Origin of the sequence: Mucilaginibacter endophyticus, from assembly GCF_003351025.1 — a bacterium.
GTDB classification, from domain to species: domain Bacteria; phylum Bacteroidota; class Bacteroidia; order Sphingobacteriales; family Sphingobacteriaceae; genus Mucilaginibacter; species Mucilaginibacter endophyticus.
In genome coordinates, this window is sequence record NZ_QPCG01000003.1 from 44165 (window position 1) to 57700 (window position 13536).

Genomic DNA, 13536 nt, shown 5'->3' on the forward strand with positions numbered 1-13536 from the left:
ACGTTACAACAACCCGTGCTGCATAGCAAACCTGATCAAGGCAGCGGTATTACGAACACCCGATTGGTTTATCATGCTTTGCCGGTGCCCTTCCACAGTACGCTTGCTTGTAAATAGCATGTCGGCAATTTCCTGGTTGGTATGCCCTTCTGCTATTAACTTCAATATAGCCAATTCGCGGGAAGAAAACTCAACATCGCCGGTAGAAACGCTTGCTTCCGGATTTTGGTTAATAAACTGATCCAGCATGCGCATTGATAACTCTGCGGAAAGATAACGGCGGCCCGAATGCACTTGGTTAATGGCAAACAATAACTCGCTGGCGTCAATATTTTTGAACAGATATCCCTGCACCCCCGCCCTGAAAGCGCTGTTGACATAGAGTTGATTATCATGCATGGTGAGCAGGATAACCTTAATACTTATATTATCCGAGTTAAGCTTTTGGGCAAGTTCCGTTCCGCTCATACCGGCCATATTCATATCGGCCAAAATTATGTGGGGCGTCACTGATTGCAGTTGCTCTAATACCTCAAAGGCGTTACGTGCTTCGCCCACAATTTCAATGTTTTCTTCTTTTTCCAGTAAATTTCTGATACCGTTTCTGACGATGCTGTGGTCGTCGGCCAGTAAAATTTTGATCATGAACAGACAGTATTCAATTTGCTACGGTCTGTAAAAATTCAGCAATAAATAAGTAATAACAATACGGCAAATACCCGTTTCTATTTAGGTAGTTACCGCAAGCTGATGTTTTTTTACTATAAATGCCGGTATCTACGTGTTGATGTGGAAAATTCCATGCAATGAAAAACAAGTGACAAAAAACTATCAAAATTTATATCGTGCTTAAATAAAACTTTTTCTCTACCCGGGTGCTTTTTAACAAAAACATCGATATGCCCGAAGGCCCAAGTCTAGTAATATTGAAAGAAAAGCTACAGCCATTTGTAGGTCAGAAGATCATTATGGCCGATGGATATGCTAAGGGTTTCGATCCGGCGGTATTGATTGATCAAACCATCTCAGATATACGCACATGGGGCAAAAATTTGATTATTATTTTCCGGGGATTCTCCGTCCGGGTCCATCTTGGCCTTTTTGGAAGTTACAAGATAAACCATCGCGGCAAAAACCGGGCTTCATTGTTTTTACAGTTTGAAGAGGACGAACTTAATTTTTATATCGCTCATGTAAAGTTAATAACAGACCCACCCCAACAGGCATTTGATTGGACTACAGACGTAATGAACAAGGGCTTTGATGCAAAAAAGGCACGCGAAAAGCTAATGCTTAAACCTGAACGGCTGATTTGCGATGCCCTAATCGACCAACGCATTTTTGCCGGTTCGGGCAATATTGTAAAAAACGAAGTCCTGTTCCGGACCAGAGTACACCCCGAAAGCAAAATCGCATTCATACCAACAAGAAAACTCAATGAACTTATCAGCGAAGTCGTCGTATTTTGTAAAGATTTTTACGAGTGGCGCAAGGCGGAGACTTTACGTCAACATCTGGAGGCGCATGAAAAACAAATATGTCCGCGAAACAAAATCCCGTTCAATAAAGCCGACCTGGGTAAAACGAAGCGTCACTGCTATTACTGCAGCAAGTGCCAAAAACTTTATGACGAAAAAAAACGAGCCAACATTGAGATGGCCACAAAACTTTTGTAAGATAAGACTGTTCAATAATTAAATTCTTCTTAGCCGCTCCGCTTATGATCAGCCATCGCTGATACAAAAATCATTTATTGTTTACCATAAAATATTTATTATGAAAAAGATGATCTATATCTCGATGATCGGCTTATCGTTAACTGGTTTAGCTGCATGTGGTTCGGGAAAAGACAGCAAAGAAAAAGCAGATAGCGTTAACACCAACCAGGATTCGCTGCACAACAAAAACACGGGCACGGGCGATTGGGCTATTAGCGCACCAGATGCCAAATTTGCCGTTGATGCGGCTAACGGCGGCATGGCCGAAGTTGTACTTGGTAAACTTGCACAAAGCAATGCGGGTAGCGATGAAGTAAGAAAGTTTGGTACCATGATGATCCACGACCATTCGAAAGCCAACATAGAACTTAAAGAACTTGCAGATAAAAAAAGAATTGTGCTGCCCGATTCGATAGGCGACGAAGAAAAAAAGCTACAACAGGAACTGGCAGGTAAAAAAGGTGCTGCCTTTGATAAGGCCTATGTAGACGCTATGGTTGAAGACCATAAAAAGGATATCGCGGATTTTGAAGAAGCATCGGGCAAGGTTAAATACCCCGAAATGAAGCAACTTATTGATAAAGCCATCCCGATGTTAAAAATGCACCTTACGGAAATTGAAAAGATTCAGCAAAAAATGAAATAATTCGGTCCAACAACCAACATCTGGCTGTTCCCCAAGAAAACTATTTTTAAAATTTTTTTTCGGTCAAAACACCTATTTCCAATGAATATCAATCCACCTTCACGAGATGGGGCACTTAATAGCCCCTGGCAATATAATTTCGATAACACACCGCCGAAGCCGGCTGAGATGCAAAGTATTTTAGACTGTCTCGTTGTTGGCGGAGGAATAACCGGGCTGACAGCCGCCCTATTACTCCAGCAAGCCGGAAAACAAACCGCAATTGCCGAAGCGCATACCATAGGTTTTGGCACAACCGGTGGAACAAGCGCGCATATCAACACCTTTGCTGATACCACTTATGCCGAAGCGGAAAGTGCTTTTGGCGAGGAAGGGGCACGTTTATTCGCAAGGGCAATCAGGGAAGGAGCTGAATTGATCAGCAATAATGTAAGCACTTTAAATATCGACTGCGACTATGAAAGTAAAACAGGCTACCTATATGCTGAAGATGAAGAACAAATTAAGCAACTGGAAGAAATCTATACTGCTGCATTGAAAGTTGGTGTTCCGGTTAATTATACCGCCAATGTTCCTACTCCTGTTCCTTTTGAAAAAGCTTTAGCCTTCGAGGGGCAGGCTCAGTTTGATCCTATTAAATACATCAATGGATTAAAAAAAGCCTATATCAAGGCCGGCGGTATATTATTTGAGCACACATTGATTGAAAAAGTTGATAGTAAAATAGGCATGCACGAAGCGCATGCTAACAAGCTGTTAATAACAGCTAAAGCAATAATATACGCCACGCATATGCCACCTAATATTAGTGTATTCAATTTTGAGTGCGCCCCCTACCGGAGCTACGTGATTGCAGTGAAGTTGAAAGGCGGGAAGTATCCGGATGCGTTGATCTACGATAGCCAGGAACCATATCATTATGTACGTACCCATCGCATTGATGGCGAAGACCTGCTATTGGTTGGTGGCCTTGATCATAAAACAGGTCATGAGGATCCTGAAAAGGCCTTTGCCGAACTGGAAAAATACACCAAAGACTACTACGCCGTTTCTTCTGTAAAATACCGCTGGTCCAGTCAGTATTATATTCCGGCAGACGGACTGCCTTATATTGGTCAAATGCCACTAACGGCCGATGGTATCTACTGTGCCACCGGATACAATGGTAACGGAATGATGCTGGGCAGCATTGCAGGCCGTATACTCGCCGATCTGGTTATTGCGAATGATACACCTTATCGACAACTATTTAACCCTGCCCGCATTAAGCCGATTGATAGTTTTAGTGAATTTGTGAAGGAGAACGCCGACGTGGCCTATCACTTTATTGCTGACCGTTTTAACGTTAAAAAAACTGATTCGTTAAAACGTTTAGCCCCGGGGGCAGGAAAGTTACTGGAGGTAGATGGCAAAAAAATTGCAGCCTACAAGGATGAGCAAGGTAATATTCATGCTTTAAACCCCGTATGCACCCATTCTGGATGTATTGTGGCCTGGAACGCGGAAGAGAGAAGTTGGGACTGCCCGTGCCATGGTGCCCGTTACGATATAGAGGGAAACGTATTAACCGGCCCAGCAACAAGAAACCTGAAAACCATTACCGATGATGAAAGCTAAAAACGTATTGATCCCGGGGGATCACAGGCATAACGTTCTTGCATTGTTCAGGTACCTGATCTCAGGGCAAGCGGCGAAAACTATATCGAGCCGGAACGATTAGGGCAGCTAATTGGTCGGTTATTGCTAAACTTTAGTACGCTGGGAAGCCGCTTAGTTGGCTGGCTGGGGCATTATGGCGTAAGTTTGTTTTTCGCTGCTATCTACTCGAAACTTTGGGAGCAAGACAAAATAGAGCCTGATCTGAAAAATAATTTTTGGTTGGGAGGAATAAGCGGGGGTAGTAGCTATTGCTGTGAGGAGAAGCACTTTTAAAATGCACCCTCTCCTCCCTTCGCTTAATGGTAAAAACTATTATTCACAACCTGTACCGGCACTTATCGTTTTTGCAATTTTTGCAGGAATAGGTTTCAAAATGATTAATAAAAACAGTCGTTATGATGACGACAAAATAAAATAACTATGCTTCAAATAATCAATAATTTACCAGCCCATGTAGTTGGCATCAGGGCAACTGGCGAAGTAACACGACAGGATATGGAAACCGTGCTGCTTCCCACCATTGATGAACTGGTCCGCCGAGAAGGAAAGATCAATTACCTGCTGGTATTAGATACCAACGTACAGAACTTTACCCTGGCAGCCTGGTGGAACGACCTTAAACTCGGCCTGAAAAACTTCAGCAAATGGAACCGCATCGCGATCGTCTCGGAACAAAAAGGTGTAGAATGGTTCACAGATCTTTTCAGGTTGATGATACCCGGTAAATCAAAAGGTTTTACCCATCAGCAATTGGATGGGGCCGTGCTTTGGGTTAGCGAAACCGACGATAATTAAACAGATAATCAGGAAGGCGAGGTTAATATGGCAGAGGGCAAAGTGCAGCAATGCAGCAAATTGATGGCCGAACTCGGTATGACGATAGCCTTTGCCGAAAGCGCGACCGCGGGGTGGTTGTGTTCGGAATTTGCTTTGACTGAAGCGTCGGGTAAGGTACTTAAGGGTGGGATAGTGTGTTACGATGCTGATCTTAAAACTTCGCTTCTTGGCGTACCTCGGGAGATGATTGAGGATTACACGCCCGAATCTATAGAGGTAACCAGGGAAATGGCTTACCGCCTTGCAAAGCTTATCCGGTCTGATATCCAGGTTACCCATTACCGGTCTTACCACACCAGGTGGAAGCGAAACTGAGGAAAAGCCTGTAGGAACTATGTTTATTTTCGCGCTGATCAAGAACAAGGAGACGTGCCTGCGGAAAGTATTTAAGGTACATGCGAGGACGTCATTCATCAAACCATACATGCCACAGCCGATCTGCTTATCAACGAGTTACAAATATGATTTGACAGGACTTGAACGAATTGATCTCATTCCCAACAAAAGCTTACATGTTTCACTTGATTAATAAACCGTATACAATAAGTACAAGTACGAAAACAATCCAGAAAATAGACAGTAATTTTTCCGGGCGTTCAATATCATAACTCGTCCATTTTCCTTTTCTTTCCTCGTTCATTTTTTTACCTTTAAATAATTGATAACCCTTTAGATTTATTTAATCAACTGATGATAGATATGTCTAATAATTCAACATAAAAACAGCAGCCCGGTTCTTGCGCGAAATACCTGATTTTTATGCTTAAACTACCTTTTATTTAGTTGAATTTCAGCATTCAATAAATCCCACCCGGAACTGAACCTTTCACAAATAACTCTCGCTTAAATTCATTAAGGCTTTGGCATCAGGTATTGCGGCTACCTCCGCGTCATTATTGAAATAACACCATATTTCATCGGGTTTTGGATTATTATTTAACCGGTTTTTAAAATTGCTCAGGTCTTCCTCGCTATACCCGGATCTGTATAAGTTAGGGACACCATGAAACCGATAATAAGCTATGCGACCGGTTATCACAATTTTATCCGGTAAGCCCGGATAGCTCATTCCGCAAAAAGATATTCCCGATTGCCTCAGGCGCTCATAAACTTCGCTTCTCCACCATCCGGGATGACGAAATTCAAGCACATTATCAAAAGCAGGGTCGAGCTGCGAGAGCACACGGCTCAACCGTGCTTCATCATAATGGAAACGCGGGGGAAGCTGAAACAGTACAGGCCCGAGTTTATTCTGCAGTCCTTTTCTTATAGTGCCATAAAAATCTGTAAGCATATCTGCAGTACCATGAAATTGCTTGAAGTGGGTTATAGCCTTGGGCGCTTTAACCGAAAAACGGAAATCATCAGGCGCCTTAGCGTACCAATCCTGCAACACGGACAGTTTGGGGAAACGGTAAAAAGTGACATTTAATTCTAATGTTTTAAACTGTTTTGCATAAAACTCGAACCATCTTTTTTGCGGCAGGTCATGCGGATAAAATGAACCTTTCCAATGCTTATAGTGAAACCCTGAACATCCAATATGCCATTTCATACTCTTGCTTTATGATTGGTGTGTCACATCCACGTATTGCAACTCCGGTGATTTTGTGAATTTCCCGCAAGTTGTTGTCAATATCTGTATTTGCTATTTTTATCAGTTTTGCTTCTTAACAGCACTGATTTCGCCATTTCGTTCCAGGTATACCTTATCAATTGTATTCAGGTCTTCAGTAAGGGCGGAGCGTCGAATTCCCTGCATCACATCTTCCGGGCGTACCAGGCCGCGCTTTAAGCAATTGTCATCAAAATCACCTTTCTGATAAAGCGGGATCTTCTCTCCTTCGACCCATCCGGCAATCGTTTTACTGTAAACCACCAGCCATCCGAGTAAACGGTGCAGACTTACAATGGTAAGGCAGCACACTACAACCGGTAAAAAGGCAGAAGCTCCTACAACTGCCCTACTCATGATAGCACCAAGCAAAATGCTGATAATGTTATCTAGCGGCATGCGGAGGCCAAAGGATCGTCGTCCGGAAATTCGGATTAAAATGAGCGCTATAAAAAACATTATAACGCCCCGGCTACTCATTTGCAGCATGCTAAGGTCTTTGCCTTCTCCAAATATTTGAATAAATGTATCTTTCATAAATCAATAAACTAAATCCTAATTACAGACAGAGTAGCCTTGAAAATGCTGTCGCCGGTTTATCAAACAAAGGCCGAATAAGTACAGTTCATAAATATCGCGGTATGTTTGTTTTTTTTGTTAGTGAGCACTGATTACAATCAGCTTCAACTTCCGGATCTTAGATGATGACGTTTGGACTTGGTTTGGTTATTCTTCTGCGCTGCATCAATCGAATGCGTATTTGTTAAATCATTCTCCTGCTTTGCCAGTTCCGATAACCGGATATAAAATTTATGTAATTGATCCAGTTCGGCTTCTGTTAAATTCTCAATGTTTACCATGCGGTTACTGGTGCCCTCGTGAGATGCAAGTAACTCGTTAAGTTTGAGGTGAATGGCTTTGGAATCTTTATTCTGAGACTTTTGAATCAAAAAAACCATTAAAAACGTGATAATCGTTGTACCCGTGTTAATGATAAGCTGCCAGGTTTCAGAATAGTGAAACACAGGGCCGGATATGGCCCAAATCAGAATGGTGAGTACTGCAATAATGAATGCAGCTGAACTCCCGGTAGCCGTGGTAGCCCAATTTGAAAACTGTTCAAAATAATTGATTTTACCTTTCATCAAACCCTGCTTTATCTTTTTGTTGCTTTGTCACGCTATATAATCACGGCATTAGAGTTTAACCCACGGATAATGATCCGAAGATAAATACTTAGGTCAATCCCAAAACTGACTGGCTAATAAAATGAGCGGAACTGCTTATGCTTGTTCTATTAAACAAAACTTACTCCGGATAGTTTTAAAATAAAATACGGCAATTTAGAATCAACATGGCAACTAAAATCGTGATCATCCGGTTGAAAAGATATCTCACTAATTTAAAAATAACTAACCTATCGGCAAACGGAAATAAAATATAGAATCTGCACCGCTTTCAATTTTCGGCCCAAACCTTAACACCATGAAGTTGAATGATCTCAGAATTTCCTGCTCATCAATAAAAGTAAGAAAACATGAAAAATATTATCTTATTAAAATAAACAAGCTCCCAATTTCAAAACAAAAACGGAAAACCGGGGTTGTGGCATGAGCGGTATTAATAAGCGATATTGCTTCTAAAACCACATGAAAGAAACACAAGACAATACCAGGGCAATTACCAACTATATCAGAACATTACGTGAACGCAAGGATTACACACAGAATTATTTAGCTGCCAAGCTTTCTATTAGTCAGAATGCATACAGCAAACTTGAATTAGGATATAGCACATTGAGTGTTCAGCGTCTTTTTGACATCGCGAATATATTGGAAATTGATATAGCCGAATTGATTGACAGTGGAATAACACCGAAGAAAACGGTGGACAACTCACTGATACCTGAACTGACGCTGCTCTATTAAAAGCAAAAAAAAGCGGCGATTCACGCCGCTTTTTGAACTACTTGCTGCTTTTTTTGTGACCGCTGCTCATTTCTTTTGCGGCATTACTTTTTTCCTGTTTAGAGGCTTTAGGATCGCGCATCTCTTTAGATGCTTCTGATTTGCTTTTCGCTTTAGTAGGCATGATGTTTATATTTTAATTAACGATTAATTTAATTAATAAACTATTAACATAAACTATGCCATAAATGAGCTTATTTTTGCAATTAGCACTTATCGGTGTAAACTTGGGCTAATAATGCTTAACGTGCCGCATACAATTGAAGTAAACCGCTTAGCCCGCCAATTTATGGTTATATCAGGATTAAAATCTTCCAGGATTAAAACAAAACCCTAAATGCATCCGCGTACAGTATTTTCAAAACAGTTCCGGGTATCTAACCGCCGTAAGATGCTTTTAATATTTGACACCCTGCTTAAAAACGTTTGAATTGAATTTGATTACAGTTTTGCTAAGACCGGTTGAAAATTCAATTGGTTTAAGCGGATTATGCTCCCCAATAACCGCCTAACCAAATTATGAACCATATTATATTAGTGAATGAAGAAAATGCCATTCTTGGCTACATGGAAAAAATGGAGGCACATTAATCAGGTGTGATTCATCGCGCGATATCGGTATTTGTATTTAACAGCCAGGGCAAACTATTGCTTCAGTAACGTGCTGCTGTAAAATATCATTCAACAGGTAAAATGGAACACTACTTGTTGCACACACCCACACCCGGATGAACTTAGCATTGATACGGCGCGGAGCCGCTTGCAGGAAGAAATCGGGATGGATTATGAGCCAGAACCATGTGGCCATATTGTTTACCGGGCTGATTTTGAAGATGGATTGATAAGACACGAATATGATTTATTATTTACCGGCCTTACTGACGAGCCCCCTTCAATCAATTCCCTCGAAGTATCGAATTATCGATATTTAGGAATTGATGATCTGGAAACTGCCATTTTACAAAATCCAGATCAATACACCGTGTGGTCATCCCTATGTCTTCAAAAATTACGCTCGCAGGATCAATTATAAAGGCTATAACGTCAGTCATGATTTAACAGTAGATCTGGCGCGCCTCGCGGCAATTAATACCTTCTTATGTAAATGCGAATCGCCCTTATCAAGCATTTGTAACAACTTGTTTTTTCGTCTAAGATATTTTTCAGCCTTTTCCCGTTCATATTTAACAGTCCATCCGATATTGTAGATGAGGTCGGCGTATTTAACAGTTTGAGCCTGCTTGCCGGTTTTGGCAAGCCGCTTTGTCTCCAGTTTCCGGCGTTGCTTTTTAGACAACTCCGGATATCTTGTTTTAGTAAAAACTTCTGTAAGTTCTACAACAGCCTTGACGATTTGCTCCTGCTCGCCTGGCTTATATCCAAAATTTGCAAGGACATGATGTAACTGTCCGGCATTCAGCGGTAAATCTTCCAGCAGGTCATGGCACAGGCCGATCTCATAGCCCAAAGGCTCATATTTTTCTGCAAGCTCCGCCACGAATATCAAATGATCCATATAAGGCTCGCCACTTACGCGGATCCGCTTTTGCTTGTAAAGCGATTTTACCCAATTCATGAGCAATACGCTCCGCATCATAACTGGTTTAATTTGAGGTATCCCAAGTGAACCTGGTCAACCGTCGCAGGCCCTTCCTGTTTAGTAATGACCAGTGTATAGGCAGCCTTTAACGCAGGAGATAATACGTCCTCAATACGGTAGATCTCGTCAACATCGATACCGTATTTTTCATCGATATGGGCGCTGGCCGCCTTTATTGTTTGAATACTTTGCTGTTTAAAAAAAGAAGTAACGGTCGCGGTTTTCATGGCTTCTTTACGGTCATCCCTGATCGTTAATAAAGTATAATGTTGTTCCTCGAGTATTCCTTCCCGGTACCCGCCCAAGTTCACAAAGAACAATTTTTTCGTAAACTCCAGATGTGTCCCTTTTGCCGCTATGGAAATCTTGTAACCATCTACGCCGGTAACCTCACGCCAGCCATCAATATGCAGGCTGGAACCGGCTTCCGGCCAGAAATCCCGCATTGCCGGTACCAATTCCTTTAAGGATGTGGCTATACCGAAAAAGAAATCATGCTGTTCCACCGTTCGTCCGGGCGCTTTGGATCCCAGCAAAATCATGAATAACTTTAATTCATTTTCCATAATCACACCATTAGTTTTTCAACAGGGCTTTGATGATGCTTCTGGAAGCTTCCTCTCCAAAGTCGAGGCCTGAGTAATCAGGGTTGTATCCGCCGATGAATGGTACTGCCATGATATACAAGCGTTCGTTCAGCGCATTATATTCGTCCACCGCCTGGAAGCTATCGTTGATGGTAATGCCGGGCACCAGCAAGTAAAGCTTACCATCCCGGTCTCTGCGCACTTTTTCATTGCCTTCGTTAATTTCCTTAAAGCCTGCCTCTTCATTTTTAAAATACAATTTAGCCGGGCTTACCGCCCTGCCCGAGAGTAAGCTTTTAAACGGTATCTCCTCATAGGATAAATGAGGCTGGCCTATGCAGTCGACAAATGTAGGGTAATAATCTGCGCGGGCCTCTTTCCCTTCATCCTGATAACGGTAAATAATACCGCCCCCATCCTGCGGTTCAATCTCATTATTCTCACCGACGGCGATAATGCTAAGCTTTCCCGCCTGATGCATGGCCAGCAATTCTTTGGCCGAACTTTGCGGAACATAAGCGATCACTACGGAAATAAGCGGCATCAGCACGCGTTGCAACCGGAGCATATCTTCTGCCGGAAAATATTTAGCCGGGTAATTCATAGTGAAGCTGAGCACGCCCAGCATTTCTTTCCAATAGATCGATTCCCGGTTGCGGATCGATTTTTCAGCCTCTGCATATTCCCGGGACAACAGAACAAAAGCGTCTGTTTTTTCACGTTTTTCCATGATCATGGATACAAATTCCTCCAAATTCATATCCCTGACCAACTCGTAAAATTCCGGATCGTGTTTCGCTAACCCTTCTTTGAAGTTTTTATCGAATATATAATCCAACGGCAAAAAGCCGCCGTTCTCATCACGAACATAACGAATATCCTCCGGCGACAGAATGGTTTGCTTACCCAAATGCGAGTCTTCGAGGTGAAATCGCAGCGCAGGGAGCAAGCCGTTACGGGAATGCATAACAATTCGAAAATCCGGCGAACCTTCTTTCGCCTGGTACACCAGCTTTTCGTTTTCGTAACTAAAATCACCATTGTACCGGGCCAGTGTGCGGATCGCGTCGATTGCCGTAAGCGAAGACCCACGAATAGCAACAGCATGATTGGCTGAAAACGCCAGCTTGGATGGCGGATAAGGGGAATCAAAATAACCCCGAACACGACCTTCGTGTTGTTTTGGCCACAAATGTCCTGTACATATTACCACACGGTCAAATTCCGCAGGTCGCTTATTGGCCACCTCAACCCGAACCTTTGCGGATCCCGGGTCGTCAATGACGTCTTCGACTTCAGTATTGAACCGCATTTCAGTTGCAATCCCTTTATCCCTGCCCTGCTGCTGCAATAATTTAAACTGATCCGTCAAGTACTGGCCGAACAACAGACGCGGAAGGGTTTTATACTCGTTAAATCTGTTCGCGTCGATGTTGAACTTGTCCAGGGTATCTTTAGGAACACTCCTGACCCAATCTGCGACCGGTATTACCAAATCCGGTATTTCATTGCCGGACACATTGGTGATATGTTCATCATTTGCGCCTTCTTTGCTGTATGGCATGCCTGCACCAGGGCGGTCGCCTTTCTCAAAAATGACCACTTCCAGACCCGGTTTAGCGTTTTCGACAATGCGTTTGTAGATGAACAAAGCGCTCGGGCCTCCGCCGATAATTCCAATTTTCAGCATCAGGCAGCCTTCAATTTAGCTTCCATACTTAGAGTGGTATGAGGTACCGCTTTCAGACGTTCCTTCGCGATCAGTTTCCCGGTACTCCGGCAAATGCCATAGGTTTTATTTTCAATCCTGAACAAGGCTGCGTCGAGCTGATCGATAAATTTCCGCTGGCGGGACGCCAGTTGGTGCAATTGTTCCTTTTCCAATGTAGCAGAACCGTCTTCCAGGGTCTGGTAGCCGCCACTGGTATCATCAGTACCGTTGGGATTGTTAAGCGCCAGTGAGCCCATCAAAGATTGAAGTTCTTCATTCGCAATTTGCTTTTTGCCGAGGATCAACGACTTAAATTCTGCAAGATCCTGATCCGAATAGCGTAAGGTGTTATTTTCCATAGTTTTTAGCCAACAACATTATAGCAGGTTTGGTTTTGACTTAACGTTTATTGCTTTGTAAACATTTACAATTCACTCCACATTGGATAACCTGATCATTAACTAAGTCTATTTAGGAAACCGCAGCGGCACCTCTATAATAATTCCAACACCTGTTCGCCCATTGAAAAGATGTGCAAATAATCTAAACAATCGGCAAACAATATGGTTGTATAAGCAACTTCTATTAGCCGCTCCAACTTTCTCATCAGCGCCTCTTAACAATTATTTAAATCATTTAACACTATGAAAAAGGAAACAAACACAGATCCTAAGTTCAGTACTCATGCTGTGACTAATGCAGACCCGGCTTTAACGGAGCTTTTTAAAGACGGAATTATGGACATTTATTGGGCAGAAAACCACCTGGTAAAAAAATTGCCGGACATGATCGCCGCAGCAGGTTCAAAAGAACTTCAACAAACAATCACAACCCATCTCGAAGAAACCAAAGGCCACGTACAGCGCCTCGAAGAAATTTTCAGCCTGCTTGGAGAGGAGCCAATGGCTAAGAAATGCGATGCCATGGAAGGACTGACACTGGAAGGTGCCGAGATTATCGAATCGACCGAACCTGGGACTGCGACCCGCGACGTCGGTATAATCCTCGCATCACAAAAGGTGGAGCACTATGAGATCGCTACCTATGGCGGACTTTGCCAGCTGGCCAAAACCATCGGCCGGGATGACATTGCCGGGATACTGGCGCAAACGCTGGAAGAAGAAAAAAACGCCGACCAGTTACTGACCGGCATAGCTGAGAAAGATATTAATTACCAGGCAACAGAGGAGGTATAA

General features: G+C 42.8%; 17 protein-coding genes. 8 read left to right on the forward strand and 9 right to left on the reverse strand.

Translation table 11 applies throughout. From position 1 onward, the window contains the following. Nucleotides 1-3 precede the first annotated feature (3 nt). The gene (locus DUL71_RS13510; RefSeq protein WP_114938615.1) at nt 4-645 is read right to left on the reverse strand and encodes a response regulator; all 642 of its coding nucleotides are present in this window, start codon (nt 643-645) and stop codon (nt 4-6) included. 254 nt (nt 646-899) lie between these two features. Between DUL71_RS13510 and DUL71_RS13515 the strand changes: the two genes are divergently transcribed. From DUL71_RS13515 to DUL71_RS13535, 5 genes are all read left to right on the forward strand, one after another. After that, complete coding sequence (locus DUL71_RS13515) at nt 900-1676, forward strand: endonuclease (RefSeq protein ID WP_114939178.1); 777 nt, start codon at nt 900-902, stop codon at nt 1674-1676. Nucleotides 1677-1776: 100 nt separating this feature from the next. Then, nucleotides 1777-2364 (forward strand): DUF4142 domain-containing protein, encoded by a 588-nt coding sequence (locus DUL71_RS13520; protein ID WP_114938616.1) that lies wholly within the window; start codon nt 1777-1779, stop codon nt 2362-2364. 81 nt (nt 2365-2445) lie between these two features. Beyond that, a complete protein-coding gene (locus tag DUL71_RS13525) occupies nt 2446-3981 on the forward strand; it encodes an FAD-dependent oxidoreductase (protein WP_114938617.1) in 1536 nt (511 codons plus the stop codon). A 462-nt stretch (nt 3982-4443) separates the two neighbouring features. Further along, the gene (locus DUL71_RS13530; protein WP_114938618.1) at nt 4444-4818 is read left to right on the forward strand and encodes a SpoIIAA family protein; all 375 of its coding nucleotides are present in this window, start codon (nt 4444-4446) and stop codon (nt 4816-4818) included. Nucleotides 4819-4845: 27 nt separating this feature from the next. Further along, nucleotides 4846-5175 (forward strand): CinA family protein, encoded by a 330-nt coding sequence (locus DUL71_RS13535; RefSeq protein WP_208645552.1) that lies wholly within the window; start codon nt 4846-4848, stop codon nt 5173-5175. Between the two features lie 511 nt (nt 5176-5686). Here the strand turns inward: DUL71_RS13535 and DUL71_RS13540 are convergent. The 3 genes from DUL71_RS13540 to DUL71_RS13550 all read right to left on the reverse strand — a co-directional run bounded on the left by DUL71_RS13540 (nt 5687) and on the right by DUL71_RS13550 (nt 7620). After that, nucleotides 5687-6415: a DUF72 domain-containing protein gene (locus DUL71_RS13540; RefSeq protein WP_114938619.1), complete on the reverse strand. Its 729-nt coding sequence runs from the start codon at nt 6413-6415 to the stop codon at nt 5687-5689. Nucleotides 6416-6517: 102 nt separating this feature from the next. Next, nucleotides 6518-6874 carry a YetF domain-containing protein gene (locus DUL71_RS13545; protein ID WP_154402390.1) on the reverse strand — a complete coding sequence of 119 codons (357 nt, stop codon included), beginning with the start codon at nt 6872-6874 and terminating at the stop codon, nt 6518-6520. A gap of 284 nt (nt 6875-7158) precedes the next feature. Further along, nucleotides 7159-7620, reverse strand: a complete 462-nt coding sequence (locus tag DUL71_RS13550) for a low affinity iron permease family protein (RefSeq protein WP_114938621.1) — start codon at nt 7618-7620, stop codon at nt 7159-7161. 504 nt (nt 7621-8124) lie between these two features. On the opposite strand from DUL71_RS13550, the gene DUL71_RS13555 reads away from it, so the two are divergent. After that, a complete protein-coding gene (locus DUL71_RS13555; protein ID WP_114938622.1) occupies nt 8125-8403 on the forward strand; it encodes a helix-turn-helix domain-containing protein in 279 nt (92 codons plus the stop codon). A 37-nt stretch (nt 8404-8440) separates the two neighbouring features. Here DUL71_RS13555 and DUL71_RS32675 read toward each other — a convergent pair whose 3' ends face one another. Then, entirely contained in the window at nt 8441-8566 is a 126-nt protein-coding gene (locus DUL71_RS32675) for a hypothetical protein (RefSeq protein WP_279629790.1), read from the reverse strand. 555 nt (nt 8567-9121) lie between these two features. On the opposite strand from DUL71_RS32675, the gene DUL71_RS32780 reads away from it, so the two are divergent. Next, nucleotides 9122-9475, forward strand: a complete 354-nt coding sequence (locus tag DUL71_RS32780) for an NUDIX domain-containing protein (protein ID WP_425270977.1) — start codon at nt 9122-9124, stop codon at nt 9473-9475. A 15-nt stretch (nt 9476-9490) separates the two neighbouring features. On the opposite strand, the gene DUL71_RS13565 is transcribed toward DUL71_RS32780, so the two are convergent. The 4 genes from DUL71_RS13565 to DUL71_RS13580 are packed head-to-tail and all read right to left on the reverse strand — an operon-like array spanning nt 9491 to nt 12699. Continuing rightward, complete coding sequence (locus DUL71_RS13565; protein ID WP_161964433.1) at nt 9491-10039, reverse strand: hypothetical protein; 549 nt, start codon at nt 10037-10039, stop codon at nt 9491-9493. Continuing rightward, entirely contained in the window at nt 10036-10608 is a 573-nt protein-coding gene (locus DUL71_RS13570) for a DUF1543 domain-containing protein (RefSeq protein WP_114938625.1), read from the reverse strand. Before DUL71_RS13570 ends, DUL71_RS13565 begins: the two co-directional genes overlap by 4 nt. Before the next feature lie 10 nt (nt 10609-10618). Then, the gene (locus DUL71_RS13575) at nt 10619-12319 is read right to left on the reverse strand and encodes an FAD/NAD(P)-binding protein (RefSeq protein WP_114938626.1); all 1701 of its coding nucleotides are present in this window, start codon (nt 12317-12319) and stop codon (nt 10619-10621) included. Then, nucleotides 12319-12699 (reverse strand): TraR/DksA family transcriptional regulator, encoded by a 381-nt coding sequence (locus tag DUL71_RS13580; protein WP_114938627.1) that lies wholly within the window; start codon nt 12697-12699, stop codon nt 12319-12321. Before DUL71_RS13580 ends, DUL71_RS13575 begins: the two co-directional genes overlap by 1 nt. Nucleotides 12700-12984: 285 nt before the next feature. On the opposite strand from DUL71_RS13580, the gene DUL71_RS13585 reads away from it, so the two are divergent. Then, entirely contained in the window at nt 12985-13536 is a 552-nt protein-coding gene (locus DUL71_RS13585) for a YciE/YciF ferroxidase family protein (RefSeq protein ID WP_114938628.1), read from the forward strand.

What these genes read in the sequence shown, in the direction of transcription:
- DUL71_RS13510 (WP_114938615.1), bottom strand. Translation starts at nt 645, where the DNA reads ATGATCAAAATTTTACTGGCCGACGACCACAGCATCGTCAGAAACGGT.
- DUL71_RS13515 (WP_114939178.1), top strand. Translation starts at nt 900, where the DNA reads ATGCCCGAAGGCCCAAGTCTAGTAATATTGAAAGAAAAGCTACAGCCA.
- DUL71_RS13520 (WP_114938616.1), top strand. Translation starts at nt 1,777, where the DNA reads ATGAAAAAGATGATCTATATCTCGATGATCGGCTTATCGTTAACTGGT.
- DUL71_RS13525 (WP_114938617.1), top strand. Translation starts at nt 2,446, where the DNA reads ATGAATATCAATCCACCTTCACGAGATGGGGCACTTAATAGCCCCTGG.
- DUL71_RS13530 (WP_114938618.1), top strand. Translation starts at nt 4,444, where the DNA reads ATGCTTCAAATAATCAATAATTTACCAGCCCATGTAGTTGGCATCAGG.
- DUL71_RS13535 (WP_208645552.1), top strand. Translation starts at nt 4,846, where the DNA reads ATGGCAGAGGGCAAAGTGCAGCAATGCAGCAAATTGATGGCCGAACTC.
- DUL71_RS13540 (WP_114938619.1), bottom strand. Translation starts at nt 6,415, where the DNA reads ATGAAATGGCATATTGGATGTTCAGGGTTTCACTATAAGCATTGGAAA.
- DUL71_RS13545 (WP_154402390.1), bottom strand. Translation starts at nt 6,874, where the DNA reads ATGCCGCTAGATAACATTATCAGCATTTTGCTTGGTGCTATCATGAGT.
- DUL71_RS13550 (WP_114938621.1), bottom strand. Translation starts at nt 7,620, where the DNA reads ATGAAAGGTAAAATCAATTATTTTGAACAGTTTTCAAATTGGGCTACC.
- DUL71_RS13555 (WP_114938622.1), top strand. Translation starts at nt 8,125, where the DNA reads ATGAAAGAAACACAAGACAATACCAGGGCAATTACCAACTATATCAGA.
- DUL71_RS32675 (WP_279629790.1), bottom strand. Translation starts at nt 8,566, where the DNA reads ATGCCTACTAAAGCGAAAAGCAAATCAGAAGCATCTAAAGAGATGCGC.
- DUL71_RS13565 (WP_161964433.1), bottom strand. Translation starts at nt 10,039, where the DNA reads ATGATGCGGAGCGTATTGCTCATGAATTGGGTAAAATCGCTTTACAAG.
- DUL71_RS13570 (WP_114938625.1), bottom strand. Translation starts at nt 10,608, where the DNA reads ATGGAAAATGAATTAAAGTTATTCATGATTTTGCTGGGATCCAAAGCG.
- DUL71_RS13575 (WP_114938626.1), bottom strand. Translation starts at nt 12,319, where the DNA reads ATGCTGAAAATTGGAATTATCGGCGGAGGCCCGAGCGCTTTGTTCATC.
- DUL71_RS13580 (WP_114938627.1), bottom strand. Translation starts at nt 12,699, where the DNA reads ATGGAAAATAACACCTTACGCTATTCGGATCAGGATCTTGCAGAATTT.
- DUL71_RS13585 (WP_114938628.1), top strand. Translation starts at nt 12,985, where the DNA reads ATGAAAAAGGAAACAAACACAGATCCTAAGTTCAGTACTCATGCTGTG.